This is a genomic window from Actinokineospora sp., assembly GCF_052390155.1.
Taxonomy (GTDB): Bacteria; Actinomycetota; Actinomycetes; order Mycobacteriales; family Pseudonocardiaceae; genus Actinokineospora.
Genome location: NZ_JBQTHF010000028.1, coordinates 34,396 through 51,975 on the forward strand (window position 1 = coordinate 34,396; position 17,580 = coordinate 51,975).

Sequence of the window (17,580 nt, forward strand, 5' to 3'; positions counted from 1 at the left end):
GGTGGATGGTGCACGGCGGCGGACACGACTTGCCCGCGCGGCTCCGTGAGGTCAGGCTACGCCCTCGCGCGGCTCAGTCGAGATCGGCGAGCAGCCGCTTGACGACCTTGCCGGTGGCGTTGCGCGGCACCTGCCGGACGAAGATCACGTCCCGGGGCACCGAGAAGCGCTCCAAGTGCTCGTGCACGTAGTCCCGCACGGCGGTGGCGCCGAGCCGGGCGCCCGGCTTGAGGGCGACGTAGGCGGCGAAGCGCTGGCCGAACTCGCGGTCGGGCACGCCGACCACGGCGGCGTCCTGCACGCCGTCCAGGCCCAGCAGCAACTCCTCCACCGGCCGCGGGAAGACGTTCTCGCCACCCGCGATGATCATGTCGTCGTCGCGGCCGGAGACGAACAGCCGCCCGTCGGCGTCGAGGTAGCCGCGGTCGCCGGTGACCATGAGGTCGTCGTGCATCTCGTTGCGGGTGCCGTTGGTGTAGCCCTCGAACAGCATGTCGTTGCCGACGCAGATCCGGCCGACCGTGCCGGGCGGCAGCGGCTCGCCGTCGGCGTCGAGGATGCCGACCTTGGTGCCGACCGCGCAGCGTCCGGCGGTGGTGGGAGCCGCGCGCAGGTCGGCCGGGTCGGCGATGCTGGCGGTGGACACCTCGGTGGAGCCGTAGAGGTTGTAGAGCACGTCGCCGAAGGCGTCCATGAACGCGGTGACGAACGGCCCGGACAGCGCCGACCCGCTGCTGGCGACCACGCGCAGCGACGACAGGTCGTAGCGGGCGCGGACGCGCTCGGGCAGCGCGAGGATGCGCTGGAGCATGACCGGCACGGCGATCAGCGACGTGCAGCGCAGTTCGGCGATGGCGCGCAGCGCGGACTCGGCGTCGAAGCGGCGCTGCAGCACCAGGGTGGCCCGCAGCGGCATGCCGAGCTGGGTCGCGGCCAGCCCCCAGGTGTGGAAGATCGGCGCGGCCACGAGCATCCGCTCCCCCGCGCGTAGCGGAATGCGGGAGAGCACCGTGGCGGCCGAGCCCATGCCCGGCGGGTTGCGCCTGCGCGCGCCCTTGGGCGTGCCGGTGGTGCCCGACGTCAGCACGATGACCTTGCCCGCGGACATCGGCGGCCGGATCGCGTCGCCGGGCGAATCCGCGATCAGCGTGTCGACGGTGACCTCGCCGGGCGCGGCGCTCCAGGTGGAGATCCACGGCAGCGACGACGGCAGGTTGTGGAACAGCGGCGCGAACTCGTCGTCGGCCAGTAGCGCGACCGGCCGGTGCGCCTCCACCAGGTCGGCGATCTGGTCGGCGGCCAGGCCGGTGTTGAGCATGAGCACGTCGGCGCCGAGCTTGCCGCACGCGATGGCCGCCTCGACCAGGCCCGCGTGGTTGCGGCACATCAGCGCGACCCGGCGCCCGTGCCGCACCCCGTACTCGGCGAGGCCGTTGGCCAACCGGGTGGTGCGCAGGTCGACCTCGGCGAAGGTCAGCTCGCCGCGCTCGTCGACGATGGCTATCCCGTCCGGCCTACGCGCCGCCGACGCCCGATAGCCGCCGACGAGGGTGGCACCCCACCGGGTGAGCGCGGTGAGCTGGCGGGCCATCCGGTCGGGCCTGCCGGGGGTGAGCACGCCCGCCCGCGCCAGGGTGCGGGCCACGGTCAGGGTCGACTGGCCCTTGGCGGTCTGGTCGATGCGCGACGGCGAGACGGTGACCGCACGCCCGGACAGGTGGTGGTCGATGAGCGTGAGCGCCTTGCGGATCCGCTTGCGCTCCCAGGACGGGGTGAGCACCGTGCCCGCGGTGAGCCCCTCCGGCAGCGACAGCATGACCTGCACCAGGGTGCGCCCGCGCGGACCCACCGCGAGCCGGATCGTCAGGTGCCCGCCGTGCCAGCTCGGGCTGACCAGCACCAGGTGCTCGGCGGGCCGGTGCACCAGCACCTCGATCTCGTCGTGCAGCGGTTTGCCGCCCGCGACGCAGAACCGCACCCGGTAGCGCGCCCCGCGACCGGCGGGCGCGCCCGCGAGCCGCTCACACGAGGCGACCTCGCGGACGAACCGGGGGTAGAGGGCGGGTTCGCTGAGGATCTCCCAGACCTGTTCCGGCGGATGGTCGAGGGTGTGTTCCACCTCGACGAGCTCGGTCGGCATGGTCCTCCGTCATCGGCACCCGCACGGGCAGGCGCACGTGTTGGCACCGGTTGGTATCAGCGAACCGTTGGCCGGGGCAAGCACGCGTACCGCCATCTGGACGACCAGCCATCAAGATCACCCGGACGGCGCAAGCCAGTCGGCAACCAGCAGTGTCCACTCCCTCACCCTGGGCGTCCAGAGCACTGGACCGTCGACTCGCTCGTGCTCGACCCGATCGGCGGTTCCCCTCAGCTCGCGGGCACGACCACCGTGCCCTTGGCGCGAGTGACCACGACAGGCGGGTCGAGCACGTCGGCGGCGGACGGGCCGCGTTCGGGGGCCGAGCGGCAGACGACGCGGGCCTCGAACTCCAAGGTGCGGGAGCGGGTGCCGATTCGGACCAGGGTGGCGGTGGCCTCGATGACGTCGCCCGCCTGGATCGGGGCCAGGAACTCGACCTCGGCGTACCCGGCGAACAGGCCCTCGTCGCCGTCGGTGCGCACGCACAGCTCGGTGGCCACGTCGCCGAACATGCCGAGGCCGTAGGCGCCGTCGACCAGGTTGCCGCCGTAGTGGGCGTGCGAGTGCGGCACGTACCTGCGGTGGCTGACAGTGAACCCAACAGTGCGGCCCTGTGACAGTGATTCGCTCGCGGGCTCGCTCATGACATCCCCTCGCAGGCTCCGTGATGCCGCTCGCGGACGCCCTGTGACATCGATTCGCTCGCAAGCTCGCTCATGAGTGGGCAGGCTCCTTCGTGGACTGGATGGCGTGCGCGAGGTAGCTCGCGACCTCGCCGGGCGTGGTACCGCGACCGAAGACCCGGTCGACACCGAGTTCGCCCGCCATCAGCGGGTCGAACCGGGGGCCGCCCGCGATGAGCAGCGGGCACCGCTCCCCCATGGCCTCGCGGAACGCCGCCGACATCTCCTGGGTGTTGAGGATGTGCGCGTCCCGCTGGGTGACGACCTGGGAGACGAGCACCGCGTCGGCCTTCTCGGTGCGCGCGGACTTGACCAGCTCCGGCACCGACACCTGGGCGCCGAGGTTCACCACCCGCAGCTCGCGGTAGTACTCCAGGCCCTTCTCCCCCGCGAAGCCCTTGATGTTGAGGATGGCGTCGATGCCGACGGTGTGCGCGTCGGTGCCGATGCAGCCGCCGACGACGACGAGTTTGCGCCGCAGCCGCCTCTTGATCACCGAGTTGACGTCGCTCGGCGGCAGCAGCGGGTATTCGCGCTCGACCACCTTGACCTCGTCCAGGTCCACGATATGGGTCACCGAGCCGTAGACGACGAAGAACGTGAAGTCGTCGCCGATGGGGTGCGAGTGCACCACCATGGCCGGGTCCATGCCCATCTTGTTCGCCAGCAACTGCGCGGCGCCGTCGGCGCGGGGGCCGTGCGGCACGGGCAGGGTGAACGAGAGTTGCGCCATGCCGTCGCCGGTGGTGTCGCCATAGGGGCGGACGTGGCGCTTCGCGCTGGTCACGGGGCCACTCCTTCGAGCAGGTCGGTCGCGGGGTTGACGTAGCCATCGGCCTTGACGACCACACCATCGGCGCCCTTGCCCTTGTCGGCGGGGCGCTTCATCAGGCCGAACGTGCCGTCCGCGATGGCGTTGAGCAGCCCGTCGTCCACGATCCGGCCGAGCAGGTCGACGGCCTCGCCGAGCACCTGGTGGGCGCGCTTGACGATCAGGCCGTCCGGCGCGGGCCGGAAGTCCTCGCGCAGGCTGCCCGCCGCGTCGAGCACGTAGCGCACGTTGGCCAGCGCGAGGTCGCGGTCGGACAGGAACGGGGTGACCACGGCCTCGGTCATCATCCCGACCAGCAGGATCGACTGGCCGGTGAGCACGCCCGCGAGGTTGAAGAACCCGTCGAGCAGGTAGCCGTTGAACACGTCGCCGGTCATGTGCTTGGTCGGCGGCATCCACTTGAGCGGCGCGTCGGGGAACAGCTCGCGGGCGAGCAGCGCGTGCGCCAGTTCGAGCCGGAACGAGTCGGGCACCTTCGGGTTGATCTCGAACGCGTGGCCGAGGCCCAGCAGCTCGTCGGGCAGCCCGGCCTCGTGCGCGAAGTGCTCGTTGAGGAGCTGCGACACCGTCACGGTGTGCGCGGCGTCGACGGCGTCGGCGGTGGTGAGGTAGTTGTCCTCGCCGGTGTTGATGATGATCCCGGCGCGGGCGTGCACCTGGCGGGAGAACCGCTGGTCGACGAACGTGCGAATCGGGTTGATGTCGCGGAACAGGATCCCGTACATCGAGTCGTTGAGCATCATGTCGAGCCGTTCGAGCCCGGCGAGCACCGCGATCTCGGGCATGCACAGGCCCGACGCGTAGTTGGTGACCCGGACGTAGCGGCCGACCTCTTTGGACACCTCGTCCATCGCGGCCCGCATGATCCGAAAGTTCTCCTGGGTGGCGTACGTGCCCGCGAACCCGTGGTGGGTGGCGCCCTCGGGCACGTAGTCGAGCAGCGACTGCCCGGTGGAGCGGATGACGGCGATGATGTCGGCGCCCGCGCGGGCGGCGTTCGCGGCCTGCACGACGTCCTCGTCGATGTCGCCGGTGGCCACGATCAGGTAGATCCACGGCCGCTGCGCGGGGTCGCCGAGCCTGCCGACGAGCTTGTCGCGCTGGGCCCGGTTGCGGTCGACGGTCTTGAGGCCCTTGGCGACGGCGGTGCGGGCGGCCTTGGCGGCGCGGGTGGCGTCGCGGCCGGTCGGGACCGTGAACTGGATCTGCCCCGCGGCGGTGGCCTCGGCCAGGTCGGTGAGCGTGGCGAGGTCGTGCGCGCGCAGCGCGTGGAACACCGGCAGCACGGCGCCGTGTGCCAGGCCGCACTGCTCGCGCACGGTGTCCACCACGCGGTTCACCCACGGGACGTCGCCCGCGCGGTGGGTGGTGTCGGCCCCGGTGATGCCCGCGAGGCGCAGCGTCGCGCGTTCGACGGCGACCGTGGTGTGTTTCCTGGCGATCTCCACCACCGGCGCGGCGGCCCGCGCGGCGAGTCCGCGCGCGGTGGCGACGACGCCGGGGTCCAGGTCAAGCAGCCCCATCGCCGCTCCCTTTCTGCTGGTCGTACACGGTGCTGCCGCGCACGACGGTGCGCAGGCAGACGGGCAGGTCGGCGCCGGGGTGCAGCGGCGGCAGGCCGGGGACGCGGGAGCGCGGGTCGGTCGACCAGCGCCGCACGCGCGCGTCCGGCGCGGTCGTGACCAGCTCCGGGGCGTCCCAGACGGCGTAGGTCGCGGGGGCGCCGGGCACGAGGGTGCCGGTGACCCCGTCGTCCACACCCGCCGCGCGCCAGCCGCCCCGGGTGTGGGCGGTGAACGCGGCACGCGGGGACAGCCCGAAGCCGTCGGTGCGGTGGTGCACGGCGGCCTGGACGGTCGCCCACGGGTCGACGCGGGTGACGGGGGCGTCCGAGCCGAGCGCGAGGATCACCCCGGCGGCGGCCAGCGCGGCGAACGGGTTCAGCGCGGTGCCGCGCTCGGCGCCCAGCCGCGCGGCGTACATGCCGTCCGGCCCGCCCCAGGCGGCGTCGAACAGCGGCTGCACCGACGCGACGACACCCCACTGGCCGAGTCGCCCGGCCTGCTCGGCGGTGACCATCTCCAGGTGCTCCAGCCGGTGCCGCGCGCCCGCGAGGGCGACCCGGCCGACGACCAGCTCGGCCAGCGCGAACCCCTCGACCACCGCGCCGACCGCGCCGTCGCCGATGACGTGGAACCCGGCCTGGATGCCCGCCTCGGTGCACACGGCGAGGTGCTCGGCGATCTGGCCCGCGTCGAGGTAGAGCGCGCCGGTCGAGCCGGGTTGGTCGGCGTAGGCGTGGCACAGGGCGGCGGTGCGCGAGCCCAGGGCGCCGTCGACGAACAGATCGCCCGCGAGGCCGCGCACACCGAGTTTCGCCGCCAGCTCGGCCGGGCCGCGCTCGCCCCAGTAGCCGACGACCTCGGGCAGGCGCCCGCCCGCGCGGGCGAGCAGGTCGGCCAGGTCGTCGGCGCCGGAGATGTCCGGGCCCGCGCACTCGTGCACACAGGCGATGCCCCGCGACGCGGCGTGCCGCAGGAACTCGACCTGCGCGTCGGCGCGCTGCGCCGGGGTGATCGCGTCCTGGGCGGCGCGGCGGACGTGGTGGTGGGCGGACGTGGTGAGCGGACCCGTGTCCGAGAACCCGGGTTCGGCGCGGGCGGCGGGCGCGCGGTCGAGCAGCGCGGCGGACACCAGCGCCGAGTGCACGTCGATGCGGGAGAGGTAGACCGCCGCGCCCTCGGCGGCGGCGTCGACCTCGGCGCGGGTCGGCGGGCGGCGCTCGGGCCACGCGGTCTCGTCCCAGCCGTGGCCCCACACCAGCGGGTGCCCGGTGCGCCGGACGTGCGCGCGGAGGGCGTCGAGGCAGTCGGCCAGGGATCGGCACGCGGTCAGGTCGAGACCCGTGCGCAGCAGGCCAGCGGATGTGGCGTGCACGTGCGCGTCGACGAACGCGGGCGCCACGAACGCGCCGTCCAGCGCCACCGTCTCGTCGGCGTCGGGGTAGAGCGTGCGGCCGACGGAGTCCTGGCCGAGCCAGACGACGACACCGTCCGCGACAGCCAGGGCGGTCGCCGAGGGGTCCGCCGGGGAGTGAATCCGGCCCCCGGTGAGCAGTGTGGTGGTCACGACTACGCAGTCTGCCGCTCGCGTGCCTCGAACAGGGCCCGCACCCCGGGCTCGGCGCGCAGCAGGTCGAGGGCGAACTCGGCGTGGCCGGGGACGTAGCCGTTGCCGACCAGCATGCGCACGTCGGCGGCCAGCCCCTCGGCGCCGAGCGCGGCGGCGGAGAACGACGTGGCCATCGAGAAGAAGATCACCGTGCCGCCCGGGGCGGTGGCCAGGATCGCGCCGTGCTCGCAGCCGGGCACGTCCACGCAGACCACGGTGACGTCCACCGGCGCGCCGACAGCCTCGGCCACGGCGACCGGGTTCCGGGCGTCGGCGATCACGACCTCGTCGGCGAGCCCGGCGGCCAGCACGGCGGCGGCCTCGGACTCGAACGGCACCAGCGCCACGACCCGGCCCGCCCCCGCGCGCCGTGCCGCGACCAGCGACAACGACCCGGACTTGCCCCCGCCCCCCAGCACACACACCGACGGCGACGGCCCGGCGGCGCGAACCACCCGGTCGGTGAGCGCGGGGGCGCCGCACACGTCGAGCACCGACAGCGACAGCGCGTCGGGCAGGTCGGCGGGCAGCACGGCGGCGATGGAGCGGCCGAACAGCACGGCGGTGCCCCGGCACGGCACCTGCTCTCCCTCGCCGTCCCAGTCGGCGAGGCCGTCGGTGATGCGCAGCGGGGTCAAGGTGAGCGAGACGAGGGTGGCGACCCGGTCGCCGACCCGCAGGCCCAGCGGCGAGTCGGGCCCGACCGCGCGGACGGTGCCGAGCAGCATGCCGCCGGACCCGGTGACCGGGTTCTGCATCTTGCCGCGCTCTTCGACGATGCGGAGTACGGCCGAGCGGACCGCCGCGCCGGAGCCGTGTTCCTCGCGGAGTTGGCGGTAGGAGGCGGCGTCGAGGTTGAGCCGCTCGACGTCGAGCACGACCTCGTCCGGCCACGGCCGGGGGTCGGCGTCGAGGCATCCGGCCTGCTGAGGCAGCACGCCCGCCGGGTCGAGCACCCGGTGCAGCCCGTACGGCGACCCGGCCCGCCTGCCCGCGTCGATACCCTCGGTCACTGCGAAACCCCTCTCGACGGGAGAATTTACGCTGCGCTCGCGTTGTGGCAGCATATCTTTACGCCCCCCGAACGGCGAGGAGCAAATATGACTGCGGTACGTGAAGTAGCAGAGGCCCCGGCGACCACCGTCTCGGCGGCGATCGACCAGGCGGGCCGCCAGCCCTACGAGTACGTCCGCCGCGAGCTGGTCGAACCGGACTGGCGCCGGTTCCCCGGCTGGGCGCACGTCACCGACGCCCAGTGGCGCGACGCGCAGTGGCAGCGGGTCAACTGCGTCAAGAACGCCGGGCAGCTCCGCAAGGTCGTCGGCGACCAGCTCGCCGAGTCGTTCTACGACGAGCTGGCCGCCGACCAGGAGCTGCTGGCCACGATGTCGATGCTGCTGCCGCCGCAGATGCTCAACACGATGGCGCCCGCCGCGTCGGCGGCCGAGTTCACCGACGCGTTCTTCGCCGACCCGGTCCGCCGCTACATGCTCCCCGTCCGCTCCGACCGCGACCCCGAGTGGCCGAGCCACCCGCACTCCGAGCGCGACTCGCTGCACGAGGCCGAGATGTGGGTGGTGGAGGGGCTGACCCACCGCTACCCGACCAAGGTGCTGGCCGAGCTGATCTCGACCTGCCCGCAGTACTGCGGGCACTGCACCCGGATGGACCTCGTCGGCAACTCCACCCCGCAGGTCGACAAGCACAAGCTGCTGCTCAAGCCGGTCGACCGGCAGGACCTGATGGTCGACTACCTGCGCCGCACCCCGGGCGTGCGCGACGTCGTGGTGTCCGGCGGCGACGTGGCGAACGTGCCGTGGAAGCAGTTGGAGTCGTTCCTGATGCGGCTGCTGGACATCGAGACCGTCCGCGACATCCGGCTGGCCACCAAGGCGCTCGCCGGGCTGCCGCAGCACTGGCTGCAGGACTCCGTGGTCGAGGGGCTGGAGCGGGTGGCCCGCACGGCCGCGCGGCGCGGGGTGAACCTCGCGATCCACACCCACGTCAACCACGCGCAGTCGGTGACGCCCCTGGTCGCGGAGGCGGCGCGGACCGCGCTGGAGGTCGGCGTGCGCGACGTGCGCAACCAGGGCGTGCTGATGCGGGGCGTCAACGCGACCCCGGAAGCCTTGCTGGACCTGTGTTTCGCGCTGCAGGGCGAGGCGAACATCCTGCCGTACTACTTCTACATGTGCGACATGATCCCCAACGCCGAGCACTGGCGGGTCGCGGTGTGGGAGGCCCAGGAGCTGCAGCACGCGATCATGGGCTACCTGCCCGGCTACGCCACCCCGCGGATCATCTGCGACGTGCCCTACGTGGGCAAGCGCTGGGTGCACCAGCTCGCCGAGTACGACCGCGAGCTGGGGGTGTCGTACTGGACGAAGAACTACCGGGCGGGCACCGAGCGGATGGAGGCCGCCGAGGCCGAGGCCATCCTCACCCGCCGCTACCCGTACTACGACCCGATCGCCACCCTTCCGGCCGCCGGACAGCGGTTCTGGCGGGACAACCCGGCCCACCAGGGCTGACCGACCCGCCGATCGGCCGCGAACGGGTGTCGCGGGGTTCGCCTGGTCAGCGCCTTTCCGACCGGCGGCCGATACGGAAGACTCGCGAATCCGGCCGCCGACCAGCGCGGCCAGTGACCGAGGAGTTTCGGCGTGCTCATCCGCAGAAGACGGACGCTCGTGGCCACCCTGGTGGCCGCGGCGACCGCGGGGCTCGTCGCCGCCACCGCCGGGGTCGCCCCGGCGCAGGCCGCGCCAGCCAGCCAGACCCAGCAGGACATCGCGGACCGGTTACGGGCGATCCCCGGGCTGACCGTGGTGTCCGAGTCGGCCACCCCGCCAGCGGGGTACCGGTTCTTCATCCTCAGCTACCGCCAGCCCGTCGATCACCACAAGCCGCGCGGACAGGCGTTCGAGCAGCGCTTCCAGTTGCTGCACAAGGACGTCGCCAACCCGATGGTGCTGCACACCTCGGGCTACAACATGCGCGAGACCGCGTTCCGGTCCGAACCCACCCGGCTGATCGACGGCAACCAGATCTCCGTCGAGCAGCGGTTCTTCTCCCCCTCGCGGCCCGACCCGGCCGACTGGGACGACCTGGACATCTGGCAGGCCGCCACCGACCACCACCGCATCGTGGCGGCGCTGGAGCGGGTCTACCCGGCCAAGTGGATCTCGACCGGCGCCAGCAAGGGCGGCATGACCTCGGTCTACCACCGCCGCTACTACCCGCGCGACGTCGACGGCGTGGTGGCGTATGTGGCCCCGAACGACCGGGTCAACCCGGCCGACCGGGCCTACGACGCGTTCTTCCAGTCCGTCGGCACCGACGCGGCCTGCCGCGCGCGGCTCGACGGCGTGCAGCAGGAGGCGCTGCGGCGGCGGCCCGAGCTGGTGGCGAAGTACCAGGCCGACGCGGACGCGGGCGGCTGGACCTTCACCCAGGTGCTCGGCTCGATCGACCGGGCGTTCGAGATGACCGTGCTGGACACGGTGTGGGCGTTCTGGCAGTACTCCGGTCAGTCCGCGTGTGGCACGGTCCCCGCCACCACCGCGACCACCGATGAGCTGTACACCTTCATCGACGGCGTCGCCGGGTTCTCCTTCTACGCCGACCAGGGCATCCTCCCGTACGCGCCGTACTACTACCAGGCGGCCACCCAGCTCGGCTGGCCCTCGCTGCGCTTCGAGCACCTGCGCGGGCTGACCAACCACCCGGGCCTCTACCAGGCGAACTCCAGCCTCCCGCGGGATCTGCGCGCCCGCCACGACGGCCGCCCGATGCTCGACGTGGACCACTGGGTCCGCACCCGGGCCTCGGAGATGCTGTTCGTCTACGGCGCGAACGACCCGTGGGGTGCCGAGCCGTTCTACCCGAGCACGCACGACTCGTTCACCTACACCGCGGCAGGCGCGAACCACGGCGCGAACATCGCCGCGCTCGCACCCGCCGACGGTGCCGCCGCCACGGCGACACTGCGCCGCTGGGCGGGGGTGACCGCCCCGGCGATCACGTCCCGGTCGGCTTCGGACGGCATCACCGATCTCGACCGCGCCGAACCGCGCAACGAGCGTCGCCCGCTGTAGTCCCCGTCCGCCGCGCCTGGCGTGGGTTCATTCCCGCGCCAGGCGCGGCAGGCGTCGAGCCTCAGTCGAGAAACTCGATGTGGTGCTTGCGGGCGACTTCCGCGGGGTCCAGGCCCGCTGCCCAGTCGTCGAAGAAGTCCTCCAGTCCGGCAGGCGTCCCGAGAATCAGCATCCGGCCGCCTGCCGAACCGGCAACGTACTTGTGCGGGATACCCATTGGCAGGTGCACGAGATCACCGGCCGGCGCCGCGAACGTGTCGGGCCCGCAGGTGACCGTGAAGGCGCCGTCGAGCACGTAGAAAGACTCATCCATCAGCAGGTGGCGATGCAGTGGCGTGGCGTCGCCCGGTGGAACCGTTGCCTCGATCAACGTCAGGCTCCCCGCGGTGACCACTGCGCCCGCGAGAAGGTGACCTCCCGCTGCCGGGAGTCCGCGCGCGGTGGCCGGTGTCGAATGGAATCCGCGGTGTTCGGCCATGACGTACGTCTCCCTTGGCTCATCAGCGCCCAGTGGTGCGACGAATCTCCGGTCGTGGCCACTAAACTCGGCCGGGATGATGCGACGGTATCGCTGGCACGCCGCCGTGCTGCTCCTGGTGACGATGCTGCTCGGCGCGTTCCTCGTGGTCGGCGGCCCCGAACCGGCACCTCCACCAGGACCGCCGACCGGTGTGCCCCGGGTCGTCGTCGCGCTGGGCGACAGCACGATCTCCGGCGAGGCGGCGGGCGACTACGAGCCGGGCACCGACGGCCAGGACGGCAACTGGTGCCACCGCTCGGCCAACGCCTCCATCCACCACACGGCGGTGCGTGGCGTCGCGGAGACGATCAACCTCGCCTGTTCGGGCGCGCCGTCCGCGCAGGTCGGACTGGGTGACACCGAGCAGTACACCGAGGGCTCCCAGGCGGGACGGCTCGCCGCGATCGCCCGGGAGAAGCGGGTGGTGGCCGTGCTCGTCTCGACCGGCGCGAACGACGACCCGGGGTTCTCCCACGTGCTCGACAACTGCGTGCAAGCGTGGTTCGACCGCGGCAAACCCGGCTGCGCCGACGTCGAGGGGCCGGGCTGGCAGCGCAAGGTCGACGCGATGGTGCCGAAGGTCGTGCGCGCGCTGGCCGACATCCGCTCGGTCATGCGCGACACCGGCTATCAGCCCGCCGACTATCAGCTCGTCCTGCAGTCCTATTCGGCGCCGATCAGCCCGGATGTGCGCGCGGAGCTGCGCAACCTCAACGGCTGCCCGTTCCGTGCCGACGACCTGCGGTGGGTGCGGGAATCGGGGATCACCCAGATCACCGACGGCCTGCGGGAGGCCGCCCGCGAGTCGGGCGCGCGGTTCCTCGACCTGTCGCGCGCCGGGCTGGGCCGGGAGGCGTGCGCCCGCGAGGACCCGACCCAGGAGTGGTTCAGCAGGCTGGCGGTCCGCTGGGACGACCTGCGGAGCGAGGTGCGCGCATCGCACGCGCTGCAGGAGTCGTTCCACCCGAACGCGGCCGGACACCGGCAGTTCGGCCGCTGCCTGGGCGAGTTCCTCGGCACCGACGACCGCGCCGCGGCCTGCCTCGCGGGCGCAGACGGCACCCTGCACCCGGCGGCGAGCATCGGGCCGTGACGGAACCCGCCGCGCGCACGGACGTCCAACGGCCATGCGCGCGCTGCTGCTCTGCCTGACCGCCGCCCTCGGCCTGCTCGCGGGCTGCTCGTCGGACCGTTCGCCGGACGCCCTGCCCGCCGACTTCGCGGGCTCGGTCGAGTACCGCAACGGCACGGTGGCGCCGCCCTACCACTACGAGTGGACCGCCGAGTTCACCGCGACCGAGGCCACCGTGCGCTGGCGGCCCGGCTACGCCGAGGCGACCGAGCCGTGGACCGAGACCGTGGCCCTGCCTGCCGACCGACGCGCCGAGCTGTACCGGGCACTGCGGGCGGCGGGCGCCTTCGAGGACACCCCGGACGACGACGGCCTGACCGGTGGTTCACTCGGCTCGGTGCGCCTCACCGCCGATGGCCGCACCTACTCCCCCGGCACGCTCGGCCGGAGCCGAGAGTCCCAGGACCGCCTCGACGCCGTGCGCGACGCGGTCATGGCGGCGGTGCCGACCGAGGTGTGGGACGGGATGCAGCGGCGGCAGGAGCAGTGGGGCCGGACGCGGCGCTGACCCGGTGGCGCACGGTCGCCGCCGCCCAACTGCCCACCCACAGCGCACCCAGCGCGAGCGTCACCCAGGCCACCCAGCTCGACGGCGGCTCCCCCACCAGCCGGACCGCCCGCAGCGCGAACACCACGAAACCGGCCCCCACCAGCACTATCCCCACCCACGACGCGGCCCGCAGCAACGCACCCCCGCGCGGTGGCCGGGCCAGCGCGACAGCCAGCGCGGCCACGACCAGCCCGACCGCCACGTTGCCCCACTGCCCGAGCGCGACGGTCCCGCCGTACTCCCGCACCGCCTCCGGCGAGGCAGCGAACCCGTGCAGCCCCAGTTCGCCGCGCACCGCGAAGTCCACCTTCGCGGCCGCGTAGACCAGCGCACACGCCGCCGCCACGACCGCCCAACCGTTCCGCATGGCACCGACCCTGCCGCATCGCGCGCGCTCCCGCCCGCCCCGCGAGAGTTCGGCGCGACAGTTCTGCACGACGTTGTGCCGGGTTCACCCGCCCCCTCTACGGTCGGGCCATGCGCCTGTTACTCACGCTGCTGACCGTCACCGGACTCCTCGTCGCGCCCGCCGCCGCCACCGCCGACCGCCCCGACCGGGTGCGTCCGCTGGCCCAGGCCCACGCGCACAACGACTACGAGCACGACCGGCCCCTGCACGACGCGCTCGACCACGGCTTCACCAGCGTGGAGGCCGACATCTACCTCGTCGGCGGCGAGCTGCTCGTCGGGCACGACCCGCAGGACCTCGCGCCCGGCCGTACGCTGCGCGCGCTGTACCTGGAGCCGCTGCGCGACCGGGTCCGCGCCAACCACGGCAAGGTGTACCCGGGCAGACCCGCGCCGTTCCAGCTCCTGATCGACCTGAAGAACACCGGCGCCGCCACCTACACCCAGCTCGACCGGGAGCTGCGCGATCCGCGCTACGCGTTCCTGTTCACCCGCTACACCGACGGCAAGGTCAAGGGCGGCCCGGTGACCGCCGTGGTGTCCGGCGACCGGCCGCGCGACCTGATGGCCGCCCAGCGCGACCGGCTCGCCTTCTACGACGGCAGGCTCGTGGGCGCGACCGACCTCGGCGGCGACGCGGAGTTCGTGCCGCTGGTGTCGGACAACTGGACCAAGGTGTTCACCTGGACCGGCGCGGGCACCATGCCCGCCGCCGAGCGCGACCGGCTGCGCTCGATCGTGGCCACCGCGCACGCCGCCGACCAGCGGGTGCGGTTCTGGGCCACGCCCGACCAGCCCGGCCCGGAGCGCACGGCGATCTGGCGGGAACTCGCGGCCGCGGGCGTGACCACATCAACACCGACGACCTCGCGGGTCTGGCGGCGTTCCTGCGGTAGAACCCGCGGGTGCACATCGACGACCTCGACCTGTCCGACGACGCCACCGCCCAGGCGGTGCACGCGGTGGGCCTGCGGGCCTACCGCGTGGAGGCCGACCTGATCGGCTTCGACGGCATCCCAGCCCTGCACGAGTCGCTCGCGGAGTTGCGGGCGCGACCGCTGCGGTGGCTGGGCTGCCGGTCGGGCAGCGTCCCGGTCGCGTTCCTCGCCTGGGACCAGACCGACGAGGTCGACATCGACCGGCTCTGCGTCGACCCGGCGTGGTTCCGCCGCGGCCTCGCCCGCGCGCTGCTCGCCGCCCTGCTCGACCGCACCGAGGGCGACGTCGTGGTCTCGACCGGCGCCGACAACACCCCGGCGGTCACGCTCTACGAGCGCGTCGGGTTCGAGCGCACCGGCACCCTCGAACCCGAGCCCGGGCTGCGGCTGGCCACGTTCCGCCTACAGCGCGGGTGAGCGGCCCTCGTACGGCGTGGACAGCACCACCGTGGTGCGAGTGGACACCTTCGCGGCCTCGCGGATCTTGCGCAGCAGCTCCTCCAGGTCGCCCGGGGTGGGCACCCGCACGAGCAGCACGTAGGACTCGTCGCCCGCGACCGAGTAGCAGGACTCGATCTCGCTGATGTGCTCCAGCCGCAGCGGGTAGTCGTCCGGGGCGGCCGGATCGATCGGCGTCAGCGAGATCAGCGCGGTCAGCGGCAGCCCGATGGCCTGCGCGTCGAGCCGGGCGGCGTAGCCGCGGATCACCTCGCGCTGTTCGAGCCTGCGCACCCGCTGGTGCACCGCCGACACGCTCAGCCCGACCCGCTCGGCCAGGTCGGTGAAGCTGCAGCGGCCGTCGGCGGCCAGCTCGCGCACGATGGCCTTGTCGATCGGCTCCAGCGCGCCGGGGCCCGTCATGCCGGCAGCACCACCAGCTCGTGCGGCCTGCGGTTGAGCGGCTCCACGCCGGTCTCGGTGACCACCACGATGTCCTCGATCCGCGCGCCCCACCGGCCCGGCCGGTAGATCCCGGGCTCCACGCTGAACGCCATGCCGGGCTCCAGCACGAGGTCGTTCCCGGCCACCACGTAGGGGTGTTCGTGCACGTCGAGGCCGATGCCGTGGCCGGTGCGGTGGATGAAGAACTCGCCGAACCCGGCGGCGGCGATGACGTCCCGCGCGGTGGCGTCGACCTGCTCGGCGGTGACCCCCGGCGCCACGGCGTCGACGGCGGCCCGCTGCGCGGCCTGGAGCACGGCGTAGGTGTCGGCCACGTCGGCGTCGCGCGGCTCGCCCACGGCGTAGGTGCGGGTGCTGTCGGAGTAGTAGCCCTCGGCGACCGGGCCGCCGATGTCGACCACCACCACGTCGCCCGCCTCGATCACCCGGTCGGACACGTCGTGGTGCGGGCTGGCGCCGTTGGGGCCGGACCCGACGATGACGAACTCGGCCCGCGTGTGCCCCTCGGCGACGATCGCGGCGGCGATGTCGGCGCCGACCTCGGCCTCGGTGCGGCCTGCGCGCAGCCACTCGGCCATCCGCGCGTGCACCCGGTCGATCGCGGCGCCCGCCGTGCGCAGCGCGGCCACCTCGGCGGCGTCCTTGCGCATCCGCAGCTCCCGCAGCACCGGCCCGGCGAGCACCTGCTCGGCCCCGGGCACGGCGTCGCGCAGCGCGAGAACGTGCAGCGCGGGCAGCATGTCGCCCACCGCGACCCGCGTCGAGGCGCCCAGCAGCCCGGCGACCAGCCGGTACGGGTCCTCGCCGTCGACCCAGGTCGCCAGCCGGACACCCAGCGCGTCGGTGGGCACCTCGGCGTAGCCCGGCGCCTCCAGCTTCGGCACCACCAGCACCGGGTCGCCCGCGACGGGCAGCACCAGGCAGGTAAGCCGCTCGAACGAGCTGCCGCTCCCGCCGATCAGGTAGCGCAGGTCCGACCCGGGCGCGATCACCATGGCGTCGGCCGCCGCGGCCGCGGCGGCCGCGCGGACCCGGTCGAGCCGGGCGCGGAGCAGGTCGGAGACGATGGTCGACATGACCGGCAGCCTAGCCCGCGGCCGCGGCGAAGCGCTCCCGTGATCATCCGGGACCCCGCCCGGACCCGGTGTGCGAACCTGCACCGCCGACAACCGCACCAGCGACGAAGGAACCAGCACATGATCCGACGCCCCGCCGTCCTCGCGCTGGGGCTGGCCGCCCTCGCGACCGCCACCGCGTGCACCATCCCCAGCACCACCGCCAGCGAGGTCGCCCTGCAGTACGGCGGCGGCCCGCTCGACTCCCGCGCCTACGTCCAGTGCATCCCGTCGGCCACCAAGCAGGTCAACGACATCAACGACACCTACGTCTACTACCCCGCCGGGCAACGCGACTTCACCTTCGGCGACGGCGACGACCTCGACTCCGCCGCGCTGACCTCCACCACCCAGGACGCCCAGGAGATCAAGGTGTCCGGCACGGTGAAGTTCACCTTGAACACCGACTGCGCGGAGTTCACCGACCCGTCCGGCAAGAAGTGGCCGGGCGGCAAGCTGCAGTACTTCCACGAGCTGATCGCGCAGAAGTACGACGCCGCGCCGGACGAGGGCGGCATGCAGATGAAGGAGGGCTGGTCGGGGCTGCTGCGCAACTACATCGGCGCCGCCCTTGACCGCGCCACCGACAACGAGGCGCTCAAGTACCCGTGGCTCAAGCTCTACACCGACACCGCGTCCAAGGCGCAGTGGGAGAAGGACGTCCTCGGACAGCTCCCGGCCATCCTGGCGTCCCTGACCCAGGGCGTCGACCTGATCACCATCAACTCGGTGCTGCTGCAGAAGCCCGGCATCCAGCCGGATCTCGTGCAGGGCCTGACCGAGAAGCAGGCCGCCGAGCTGCGGGCGCAGGCGGTCGACGTGGACAAGCGCGCCGCCGAGAGCTTCCCCGGCGGGATCGCCGCCTACCAGTTGTACCAGCAGCAGCAGGCGGTGAACGAGGCGATCAAGTCGGGCAAGGTGCAGGTGCTGCCGGTGCCGCAGGGTTCGCCGGTCATCGTGTCCCCCATCAAGTAGCGGGCCACGCGCTGGGCCCGCTGTCGCGCGGGCCCGGCGCGCGGTTACTACTTCATCGCCGCCCGGTACCCACGGGTGCCCGCCGAACCGCCGCCTGCGGCATGGCAGGCTCA

Annotated in this window: 17 protein-coding genes; 7 read left to right on the top strand and 10 right to left on the bottom strand. The window is 73.1% G+C overall.

Going from position 1 to position 17,580, the window contains the following annotated elements; all coding sequences use genetic code 11:
* Positions 1-73: 73 nt before the first annotated feature.
* From ACT4N7_RS10555 to ACT4N7_RS10580, 6 genes are all read right to left on the bottom strand, one after another.
* Positions 74-2,140 carry an AMP-binding protein gene (locus ACT4N7_RS10555; protein WP_444828464.1) on the bottom strand — a complete coding sequence of 689 codons (2,067 nt, stop codon included), beginning with the start codon at positions 2,138-2,140 and terminating at the stop codon, positions 74-76.
* 230 nt (positions 2,141-2,370) lie between these two features.
* Complete coding sequence (locus tag ACT4N7_RS10560; RefSeq protein ID WP_444828465.1) at positions 2,371-2,787, bottom strand: hotdog fold domain-containing protein; 417 nt, start codon at positions 2,785-2,787, stop codon at positions 2,371-2,373.
* Positions 2,788-2,857: 70 nt separating this feature from the next.
* Entirely contained in the window at positions 2,858-3,613 is a 756-nt protein-coding gene (locus ACT4N7_RS10565; RefSeq protein WP_444828466.1) for an OAM dimerization domain-containing protein, read from the bottom strand.
* Positions 3,610-5,181, bottom strand: a complete 1,572-nt coding sequence (locus ACT4N7_RS10570; protein ID WP_444828467.1) for a lysine 5,6-aminomutase subunit alpha — start codon at positions 5,179-5,181, stop codon at positions 3,610-3,612. The genes ACT4N7_RS10565 and ACT4N7_RS10570 overlap by 4 nt, the downstream gene beginning before the upstream one ends.
* Positions 5,168-6,787, bottom strand: coding sequence for an amidohydrolase (locus ACT4N7_RS10575; protein WP_444828468.1), 1,620 nt, complete (start codon positions 6,785-6,787; stop codon positions 5,168-5,170). The genes ACT4N7_RS10570 and ACT4N7_RS10575 overlap by 14 nt, the downstream gene beginning before the upstream one ends.
* A 2-nt stretch (positions 6,788-6,789) precedes the next feature.
* Positions 6,790-7,842: an L-erythro-3,5-diaminohexanoate dehydrogenase gene (locus ACT4N7_RS10580; RefSeq protein WP_444828469.1), complete on the bottom strand. Its 1,053-nt coding sequence runs from the start codon at positions 7,840-7,842 to the stop codon at positions 6,790-6,792.
* 87 nt (positions 7,843-7,929) lie between these two features.
* Here ACT4N7_RS10580 and ACT4N7_RS10585 point away from each other — a divergent pair, with 87 nt between their 5' ends.
* Together ACT4N7_RS10585 and ACT4N7_RS10590 are read left to right on the top strand one after the other, a co-directional pair.
* Entirely contained in the window at positions 7,930-9,360 is a 1,431-nt protein-coding gene (locus ACT4N7_RS10585; RefSeq protein ID WP_444828470.1) for a KamA family radical SAM protein, read from the top strand.
* Positions 9,361-9,492: 132 nt separating this feature from the next.
* The gene (locus ACT4N7_RS10590) at positions 9,493-10,926 is read left to right on the top strand and encodes a S28 family serine protease (RefSeq protein WP_444828471.1); all 1,434 of its coding nucleotides are present in this window, start codon (positions 9,493-9,495) and stop codon (positions 10,924-10,926) included.
* Between the two features lie 61 nt (positions 10,927-10,987).
* Here ACT4N7_RS10590 and ACT4N7_RS10595 read toward each other — a convergent pair whose 3' ends face one another.
* Entirely contained in the window at positions 10,988-11,404 is a 417-nt protein-coding gene (locus ACT4N7_RS10595) for a cupin domain-containing protein (protein WP_444828472.1), read from the bottom strand.
* A 79-nt stretch (positions 11,405-11,483) separates the two neighbouring features.
* Here ACT4N7_RS10595 and ACT4N7_RS10600 point away from each other — a divergent pair, with 79 nt between their 5' ends.
* Together ACT4N7_RS10600 and ACT4N7_RS10605 are read left to right on the top strand one after the other, a co-directional pair.
* Positions 11,484-12,539 carry a GDSL-type esterase/lipase family protein gene (locus tag ACT4N7_RS10600; RefSeq protein ID WP_444828567.1) on the top strand — a complete coding sequence of 352 codons (1,056 nt, stop codon included), beginning with the start codon at positions 11,484-11,486 and terminating at the stop codon, positions 12,537-12,539.
* A gap of 34 nt (positions 12,540-12,573) precedes the next feature.
* On the top strand, positions 12,574-13,086 hold the full coding sequence (locus ACT4N7_RS10605) for a hypothetical protein (RefSeq protein ID WP_444828473.1): 513 nt from the start codon (positions 12,574-12,576) through the stop codon (positions 13,084-13,086).
* Here ACT4N7_RS10605 and ACT4N7_RS10610 read toward each other — a convergent pair.
* Positions 13,010-13,495 carry a hypothetical protein gene (locus tag ACT4N7_RS10610; protein ID WP_444828474.1) on the bottom strand — a complete coding sequence of 162 codons (486 nt, stop codon included), beginning with the start codon at positions 13,493-13,495 and terminating at the stop codon, positions 13,010-13,012. The genes ACT4N7_RS10605 and ACT4N7_RS10610 overlap by 77 nt on opposite strands.
* 110 nt (positions 13,496-13,605) lie before the next feature.
* Between ACT4N7_RS10610 and ACT4N7_RS10615 the strand changes: the two genes are divergently transcribed.
* Positions 13,606-14,535, top strand: a complete 930-nt coding sequence (locus ACT4N7_RS10615; RefSeq protein ID WP_444828475.1) for a phosphatidylinositol-specific phospholipase C/glycerophosphodiester phosphodiesterase family protein — start codon at positions 13,606-13,608, stop codon at positions 14,533-14,535.
* Positions 14,442-14,891 carry a GNAT family N-acetyltransferase gene (locus ACT4N7_RS10620; RefSeq protein WP_444828476.1) on the top strand — a complete coding sequence of 150 codons (450 nt, stop codon included), beginning with the start codon at positions 14,442-14,444 and terminating at the stop codon, positions 14,889-14,891. Before ACT4N7_RS10615 ends, ACT4N7_RS10620 begins: the two co-directional genes overlap by 94 nt.
* Here the strand turns inward: ACT4N7_RS10620 and ACT4N7_RS10625 are convergent.
* Positions 14,877-15,335 (bottom strand): Lrp/AsnC family transcriptional regulator, encoded by a 459-nt coding sequence (locus tag ACT4N7_RS10625; protein WP_444828477.1) that lies wholly within the window; start codon positions 15,333-15,335, stop codon positions 14,877-14,879. The two genes, ACT4N7_RS10620 and ACT4N7_RS10625, sit on opposite strands and share 15 nt — an antisense overlap.
* A complete protein-coding gene (locus ACT4N7_RS10630; RefSeq protein WP_444828478.1) occupies positions 15,332-16,453 on the bottom strand; it encodes a M24 family metallopeptidase in 1,122 nt (373 codons plus the stop codon). Before ACT4N7_RS10630 ends, ACT4N7_RS10625 begins: the two co-directional genes overlap by 4 nt.
* A 120-nt stretch (positions 16,454-16,573) precedes the next feature.
* Here ACT4N7_RS10630 and ACT4N7_RS10635 point away from each other — a divergent pair, with 120 nt between their 5' ends.
* Positions 16,574-17,467 (top strand): hypothetical protein, encoded by an 894-nt coding sequence (locus ACT4N7_RS10635; protein ID WP_444828479.1) that lies wholly within the window; start codon positions 16,574-16,576, stop codon positions 17,465-17,467.
* Positions 17,468-17,580: the final 113 nt, after the last annotated feature.

Bases quoted from the DNA above. Each gene is read 5' to 3' on its own strand.
- ACT4N7_RS10555 (WP_444828464.1), bottom strand. From the start codon at position 2,140: ATGCCGACCGAGCTCGTCGAGGTGGAACACACCCTCGACCATCCGCCG.
- ACT4N7_RS10560 (WP_444828465.1), bottom strand. From the start codon at position 2,787: ATGAGCGAGCCCGCGAGCGAATCACTGTCACAGGGCCGCACTGTTGGG.
- ACT4N7_RS10570 (WP_444828467.1), bottom strand. From the start codon at position 5,181: ATGGGGCTGCTTGACCTGGACCCCGGCGTCGTCGCCACCGCGCGCGGA.
- ACT4N7_RS10585 (WP_444828470.1), top strand. From the start codon at position 7,930: ATGACTGCGGTACGTGAAGTAGCAGAGGCCCCGGCGACCACCGTCTCG.
- ACT4N7_RS10595 (WP_444828472.1), bottom strand. From the start codon at position 11,404: ATGGCCGAACACCGCGGATTCCATTCGACACCGGCCACCGCGCGCGGA.
- ACT4N7_RS10600 (WP_444828567.1), top strand. From the start codon at position 11,484: ATGCGACGGTATCGCTGGCACGCCGCCGTGCTGCTCCTGGTGACGATG.
- ACT4N7_RS10605 (WP_444828473.1), top strand. From the start codon at position 12,574: ATGCGCGCGCTGCTGCTCTGCCTGACCGCCGCCCTCGGCCTGCTCGCG.
- ACT4N7_RS10610 (WP_444828474.1), bottom strand. From the start codon at position 13,495: ATGCGGAACGGTTGGGCGGTCGTGGCGGCGGCGTGTGCGCTGGTCTAC.
- ACT4N7_RS10615 (WP_444828475.1), top strand. From the start codon at position 13,606: ATGCGCCTGTTACTCACGCTGCTGACCGTCACCGGACTCCTCGTCGCG.
- ACT4N7_RS10625 (WP_444828477.1), bottom strand. From the start codon at position 15,335: ATGACGGGCCCCGGCGCGCTGGAGCCGATCGACAAGGCCATCGTGCGC.
- ACT4N7_RS10630 (WP_444828478.1), bottom strand. From the start codon at position 16,453: ATGTCGACCATCGTCTCCGACCTGCTCCGCGCCCGGCTCGACCGGGTC.
- ACT4N7_RS10635 (WP_444828479.1), top strand. From the start codon at position 16,574: ATGATCCGACGCCCCGCCGTCCTCGCGCTGGGGCTGGCCGCCCTCGCG.